General features: G+C 68.6%; 8 protein-coding genes and 2 pseudogenes. 9 read left to right on the top strand and 1 reads right to left on the bottom strand.

From position 1 onward, the window contains the following. From tolB to BGN95_RS03245, 3 genes and pseudogenes are all read left to right on the top strand, one after another. Positions 1 to 268: pseudogene (gene tolB / locus BGN95_RS03255) on the top strand (Tol-Pal system protein TolB); the annotation flags it as partial. A gap of 47 nt (positions 269 to 315) precedes the next feature. Continuing rightward, positions 316 to 840 carry a peptidoglycan-associated lipoprotein Pal gene (gene pal, locus BGN95_RS03250; RefSeq protein WP_179512498.1) on the top strand — a complete coding sequence of 175 codons (525 nt, stop codon included), beginning with the start codon at positions 316 to 318 and terminating at the stop codon, positions 838 to 840. Between the two features lie 260 nt (positions 841 to 1,100). Beyond that, positions 1,101 to 1,883 (top strand): SDR family oxidoreductase, encoded by a 783-nt coding sequence (locus BGN95_RS03245; protein ID WP_502688242.1) that lies wholly within the window; start codon positions 1,101 to 1,103, stop codon positions 1,881 to 1,883. 116 nt (positions 1,884 to 1,999) lie between these two features. On the opposite strand, the gene BGN95_RS03240 is transcribed toward BGN95_RS03245, so the two are convergent. Then, a complete protein-coding gene (locus BGN95_RS03240) occupies positions 2,000 to 2,296 on the bottom strand; it encodes a 4a-hydroxytetrahydrobiopterin dehydratase (protein WP_179512500.1) in 297 nt (98 codons plus the stop codon). A gap of 63 nt (positions 2,297 to 2,359) precedes the next feature. Here BGN95_RS03240 and BGN95_RS03235 point away from each other — a divergent pair, with 63 nt between their 5' ends. The 6 genes and pseudogenes from BGN95_RS03235 to BGN95_RS03210 form a co-directional block, all read left to right on the top strand. Continuing rightward, positions 2,360 to 2,752 carry a metallopeptidase family protein gene (locus BGN95_RS03235; RefSeq protein WP_179512501.1) on the top strand — a complete coding sequence of 131 codons (393 nt, stop codon included), beginning with the start codon at positions 2,360 to 2,362 and terminating at the stop codon, positions 2,750 to 2,752. After that, on the top strand, positions 2,749 to 3,327 hold the full coding sequence (gene ccmA / locus BGN95_RS03230) for a heme ABC exporter ATP-binding protein CcmA (protein WP_286771598.1): 579 nt from the start codon (positions 2,749 to 2,751) through the stop codon (positions 3,325 to 3,327). Before BGN95_RS03235 ends, ccmA begins: the two co-directional genes overlap by 4 nt. Next, positions 3,324 to 3,962, top strand: a complete 639-nt coding sequence (locus BGN95_RS03225; protein ID WP_286771597.1) for a heme exporter protein CcmB — start codon at positions 3,324 to 3,326, stop codon at positions 3,960 to 3,962. The genes ccmA and BGN95_RS03225 overlap by 4 nt, the downstream gene beginning before the upstream one ends. Beyond that, positions 3,959 to 4,720 (top strand): sulfite exporter TauE/SafE family protein, encoded by a 762-nt coding sequence (locus tag BGN95_RS03220; protein ID WP_179512503.1) that lies wholly within the window; start codon positions 3,959 to 3,961, stop codon positions 4,718 to 4,720. Before BGN95_RS03225 ends, BGN95_RS03220 begins: the two co-directional genes overlap by 4 nt. 66 nt (positions 4,721 to 4,786) lie before the next feature. Further along, positions 4,787 to 5,494 carry a cytochrome b/b6 domain-containing protein gene (locus BGN95_RS03215; RefSeq protein WP_286771596.1) on the top strand — a complete coding sequence of 236 codons (708 nt, stop codon included), beginning with the start codon at positions 4,787 to 4,789 and terminating at the stop codon, positions 5,492 to 5,494. Continuing rightward, positions 5,491 to 5,727 (top strand): annotated as a pseudogene (locus tag BGN95_RS03210) (molybdopterin-binding protein); the annotation flags it as partial. The gene BGN95_RS03215 and the pseudogene BGN95_RS03210, both read left to right, overlap by 4 nt.

Here is a 5,727-nt window from a genome sequence, read left to right as displayed (position 1 = left end):
CCTCATCGCCTTCACCAAGATCGCCGGCGCATTCCGTATCGGCATCATGAGCCCGAGCGGGTCGGGCGAGAAACTGCTGACCAATTCGTGGCAGGACGAGGGGCCGAGCTGGTCCCCCAACGGCCGCGTGCTGATGTTCTTCCGCCAGGGCCGCGGCAATGCCGGCAAGGCGGATCTGTGGTCGGTCGATCTGACGGGCGTCAACGAGCGGCGCATTCCGACGCCGCTCGATGGATCCGATCCGGGCTGGGGACCGCTTAGGCCTTGAATTTTCTACCCGGGGGCGGGAACAAGGGGGCTTGAGGGAGACGTAGAATGCCAAGATTGACGACCAGCCTGTTGCTCGCCGGTGCCCTGGTGGCGACCGCCGCCTGCTCCAAGAAGCACCCCGAGCAGCTGCCGCCGGCGCCCGGCCCGGCGCCGGAGCAGACCCAGCCGACCGGCCCGAGCGGCCCGGTGGGCGATGCGGTGGTCCCCGGCTCGTCGGCGGATTTCAAGCGCTCGGTGACCAGCGACACGGTGCATTTCGGTCTCGATCAGTACGATATCGACGACACCGCGCGCGCGATCCTCGATACGCAGGTCGCGTGGCTCAATCGGTATCCCAACGTGCGCGTCACGATCGAAGGGCATTGCGACGAGCGCGGCACCCGCGAATATAACCTCGCGCTCGGCGATCGCCGCGCCAATGCGGCGAAGAATTACCTCGCCGGCCGCGGCGTCGATGCCTCGCGCATCAACACGATCAGCTACGGCAAGGAACGCCCGATCGCGCTCGGCTCCGACGAGGAGAGCTGGGCCGCCAACCGTCGCGCGGTGACGGTGGTGCTGAGCCAGTAACAACCTCGGCGGGGCGCATCTCCGCCGACCCGATTACCGTCATGCCGGGCTCGACCCGGCATGACGATACCGAATTATGCGGAGCGAACCCGTTCGGGCTGAGCTTGTCGAAGCCCTGTACTTTTCTTGCCTCGAAGAAAGGCAGCCCTTCGACAAGCTCAGGGCGAACGGCGGTTTGGTCATTCTGATTTAACACCGAAGTCTCGGCGACCGGCGTCGCTCAAGGAAGCGGGATCACCCGCAATAACAACAGGGGGGCAATGATGCAGGCGATCTTCATCACCGGTGGCGCATCGGGCATCGGCCGGGCGGTGGCGGGCTATTTCGCCGCGCGCGGCTGGCGCGTCGGGCTCGCAGACGTCGACGCGACCGGGCTCAAGGCGACCGCCGCGACCCTGCCCGCCGATCGCACCGCCACCTATCTGCTCGACGTGCGCGATCAGGACGCTTGGGAAAGCGCGCTCGCCGCCTTCGCCGCGCTGAGCGGCGGGCGGCTCGACGTGATGTTCAACAATGCCGGGGTCGGCCAGGGCGGCGCGTTCGGCGAACTCGACCGCGCCGCAATCGACCGCGTGATCGACATCAACTTCCGCGGCGTCGCTTACGGCGCGCGCGCCGCCTATCCCTATCTCAAGGCGACCCCGGGATCCTGCCTGCTCAACACCGCCTCGGCCTCGGCGATCTACGGCTCGGCGGGGCTGGCGCTTTATTCGGCGACCAAATTCGCGGTGCGCGGGCTGACCGAGGCGCTCGACGGCGAATGGGCGGCGGACGGGATCAAGGTACGCGATCTGATGCCCGGCTTCGTCGACACCGCGATCCTCGATACCGGCATCTCCGGCACCAACCGCACCGCGCGCGACGCGGTGGTCGATGCCGGGCTCGAATTCACCCCGGTCGAAACGGTCGCGCAGGCCGCGTGGGATGCGGTGCACGGCGAGGGCCTCCACGCGGTGATCGGCAAGACCGCACGCCGCCTCAGCTTCGCCGCGCGCTGGATGCCGGGACGGTTGCGCAAGATGATGCGGCGGGGGATGATTTAGCCTGCTGCTTCGCCCCGTCATTCCCGCGCAGGCGGGAATCCATTCACGCAGGTCGTGGAAAGAGCCGCTCGGCCAGCCAGAATGGATTCCCGCCTTCGCGGGAATGACGAGGGTTGTTACCCGTCCAGAATCGAATCGATCGCCTCAGCCAGCTCGATATCGCGCGCCGAAAGCCCGCCCGCGTCATGCGTGGTGAGCAGGATTTCCACCCGGTTCCACACATTGGTCCATTCGGGGTGGTGATCCATTTTCTCGGCGATCAGCGCGATCTGCGTCATGAAGCCGAACGCCTCGGCGAAATCGGTGAAGGCGATCGAGCGGGTGATCGCGTCGCGCGATTCGTCATAATCCCAATCCGACAGGCCATCGAGCGCATCCGCCCGTTCCGCCTCGCTCAATGCCTCGACCATCATGCCCTCCTTGCCCCCGATGGGACCGCACGGGTATGGCGAAAAGCGATGGACGGGCAAGGGGTAATGGGAGCCGCTCCTTCGAGCGAGGCGATCGAGGCGCAGGCGCGGCGCGTGATCGCGCGGCTGCCCGCCGAATTTCGCGCGCATCTCGGCGATATCGTGCTGACCGTCGAGGAATATGCCGATGACGAAACGCTCGCCGCTTTGGGCATCGAACATCCGCTCGATCTCACCGGCCTGTATCACGGGCGCCCGATCGGCGAGAAATCGGTGTTCGATTCAGGCACCTTGCCGGATCGCATCCACCTTTATCGCCAGGCGATCCTCGCCGAATGGTGCGAGACGGGGGTGCGGCTCGACGATCTCGTCGCGCATGTCACGATCCACGAGATCGGTCACCATTTCGGGCTGAGCGACGACGATATGCACGCGCTGGAAGACGCGGTGACCGATTGAGCGCGCGGCTCGCGTTCGACGCGGTCGCCTGCGCCCGACGCGGACGGATGCTGTTCGAACAGCGCTCGTTCGCGCTCGCCGCGGGCGATGCGCTGCTCGTCACCGGTGCCAATGGCGCGGGCAAATCGAGCCTGATCCGCGTCGCCGCCGGGCTGCTCGCGCCGGTCGCGGGGCATGTCGCGGTCGAGGGGCAGCGCGCCCTGCTCGCCGAAGCCGCAGCGCTCGACGCGGAGCGCGCGGTGGCGGCGGCACTCGGTTTCTGGGCGCGGCTCGATGCGCGGCCGGCGCCCGATGCACGCGTCGCCGCCGCGCTCGACGCGCTCGATCTGACCGCGCTCGCCGACGTGCCGGTGCGGCTGCTGTCGACCGGGCAACGCCGCCGTGTTGGGCTGGCGCGGGTGGCGGCGAGCGAGGCCGATATCTGGCTGCTCGACGAGCCCGCCAATGGCCTCGACACCGCGGCGGTGGCGCGGCTCGAGGCGCTGATCGCGGTCCAGCGCGCGCGCGGCGGAATCGTGCTGGTCGCGACCCACCAGCCGCTCGCGCTCGCCGGCGCGCAGGAGATCCGGCTGTGATCGCGCTGATCCTGCGCGATATGCGGCGCGCCTACGCCTCGGGCGGGGCGACGCTGATCGTCGCCTTCTTCCTGCTCGTCGCGATCCTGTTTCCGTTCGCGGTCGGCCCCGATCAGAAGCTGCTGATGCGGATCGGCGGCGGGGTGATCTGGGCGGCGGCATTGCTCGCCGCCTTGCTCCCGGTCGAGCGGCTGGTCGCCCCCGATCTCGATTCGGGGACGCTCGACCAGTTCGCGGTGCGCGGGGTGTCGATGGCCGCGGTCGCCGCGGCGAAGATCGTCGCGCACTGGCTCGCCTTCGCCCCGCCGCTGATGGCCGCGACGATCGCCGCCGCCGGGCTGCTCGACCTTTCCGGGGAGACGCTGCTGACGGTCGAGATCGGGCTCGTGCTCGGCACGCCTGCCCTCGCCGCCTTGGCGGTGGCGACCGGGGCTTTGGTCGCGGGGCTGCGCGGCGCCGGGGCGATCGCCGGGCTGGTGATGCTGCCGCTCGCGATCCCGCTGCTGATCTTCGGCGCGGGCGCGATCGAGGGCGGCGGAGTTGGCGGGCTCAAACTGCTCGCGGCGACCAGCCTGCTGATCGTCGCCGGCGCGCCGTTCGTGGCGGCCGCGGCGATCCGCGCGGGGATGGAATGACCGAAGTGATCGCCGATATCGCGCTCGCCGCCGGCGCGGGCGTGCTCGGCGGGGCGATGAACGCGCTCGCCGGCGGGGGCACCTTCGCCACCCTCCCCGCCTTGCTCGGGATCGGGTTGCCGGCGAATATCGCCAACGCCACCTCCAATTTCTCGCTGATGCCCGGCGCCGCGGCGAGCACCTGGGCGCTGCGCGACGAGCTCGTCCCGCTCGGCGACGTCAGCGTCCGCGCGCTCGCCGCGATCACCTTCGTCGGCGGCTTGATCGGCAGCGCGTTGCTGGTGCTGACCCCGAGCCACGCCTTCGACCTGATCATCCCCTGGCTGGTGCTTTACGCCTTCGTGCTGCTCGCCTTCGGCGCGCGCGCCGCGGCGTGGCTGCGCCGACGGGTATCGATCGGCCCGCGCACCCTGATGGCGGCGCAGGCGCTGCTCGGGCTCTACGGCGGCTATTTCGGCGGTGGGGTCGGGCTGATGACCACCGCCACTTACGGCCTGCTCGCCGGACACAGCCCGCGCGAGATGTTCGCCCCGCGCTCGCTGATGCTCGCCGTCTCCAATGCGGCGGCGGCTTTGGTGTTCGTGGTGACCGGGATGATCGCGTGGCGCGCGTGCCTGCCGATGCTGATCGGCTCGATCGTCGGCGGCTGGCTCGGCGCCGATTACGGCAAGCGGCTGCCCCCGGTGGTGATCCATATCTTCACCCTGCTCGTGACGGGGGCGACCGCGGCGGTGTTCTTCTGGCGCGCCTATCATTGAGTGCGTGGCGTAAATCGCTGTAACCGGCTTTCCCAAACCGCCCCGGACGGCCTATCCTGACCGGCAATGGCCGATCCTCCCCCACCCGGCACGCGCCTCTATCGCCACCGCTGGCCGACGCGGCTGTGGCATTGGCTCAATGCGATCGCGATCTTCATCCTGATCGGCAGCGGGCTGGGAATCTCGAACGCGCATCCGCGGCTCTATTGGGGGCAATATGGCGCCAATTTCGATCATGCCTGGGCGCATTTGCCGCGCTTCCCCGCCTGGCTGACGATCCCGGCCAATTACAATCTCGCACTGTCGCGCCGCTGGCATCTGTTCTTCGCGCTGGTGCTGGTCTTCGGGCTGCTCGCCTTCATGCTCGCCAGCCTGATCAACCGCCATTTCCAGCGCGACCTCCGCCCACGTGCCGCCGAACTCAGGCCGCGCCATCTAGGGGCCGACATCGCCGCGCACCTTGCCTTCCGGTTCCACGATCCGGCGCGGCCGGCGGCGTATAACATCCTGCAAAAGCTGACCTATGTCGCGGTGATCGGGATATTGCTGCCGCTGGTCATCCTCACAGGGCTGACGCTGTCGCCCGGCATGAACGCGGCATGGCCGTGGCTGGTCGAGCTGTTTGGCGGGCGGCAATCGGCGCGATCGCTGCATTTCATCGCGATGGCCGCGATATCGGCGTTCATCGTGATCCATCTGACGCTGGTGATCCTGTCCGGCGCGTGGAACGGGATAAGATCGATGCTGACCGGCTGGTGGCGGGTGCCGCAATGAGCCTGCTCATCTCCCGCCGCAGCCTGATCGTCGGCGCGCCGGCTTTGCTTGCCGGCTGCGATCAGGTGGCGCGCAACTCCACCGCCCGCGCGATCCTGTTCAAGGGCGAGGATATGCACCGCGGCATCCAGCGCGCCTTGATGGACCGCGACGCGCTCGCCCGCGAGTTCCGCCCCGACCAGCGCTCGCCGATCTTCCGTTCGAACGGCACGCGCGATCCGGGAACCCCCGAA

Source organism: Sphingomonas sp. 66-10, from assembly GCF_001897045.1.
GTDB classification, from domain to species: domain Bacteria; phylum Pseudomonadota; class Alphaproteobacteria; order Sphingomonadales; family Sphingomonadaceae; genus Sphingomonas; species Sphingomonas lycopersici.
Note: the sequence above shows the minus strand (reverse complement) of the source record. Positions and strands in the feature narration are given on the sequence as shown.

Bases quoted from the DNA above. Each gene is read 5' to 3' on its own strand.
- BGN95_RS03220 (WP_179512503.1), top strand. From the start codon at position 3,959: ATGACCGAAGTGATCGCCGATATCGCGCTCGCCGCCGGCGCGGGCGTG.
- BGN95_RS03235 (WP_179512501.1), top strand. From the start codon at position 2,360: ATGGGAGCCGCTCCTTCGAGCGAGGCGATCGAGGCGCAGGCGCGGCGC.
- BGN95_RS03215 (WP_286771596.1), top strand. From the start codon at position 4,787: ATGGCCGATCCTCCCCCACCCGGCACGCGCCTCTATCGCCACCGCTGG.
- pal (WP_179512498.1), top strand. From the start codon at position 316: ATGCCAAGATTGACGACCAGCCTGTTGCTCGCCGGTGCCCTGGTGGCG.
- BGN95_RS03245 (WP_502688242.1), top strand. From the start codon at position 1,101: ATGATGCAGGCGATCTTCATCACCGGTGGCGCATCGGGCATCGGCCGG.
- BGN95_RS03240 (WP_179512500.1), bottom strand. From the start codon at position 2,296: ATGATGGTCGAGGCATTGAGCGAGGCGGAACGGGCGGATGCGCTCGAT.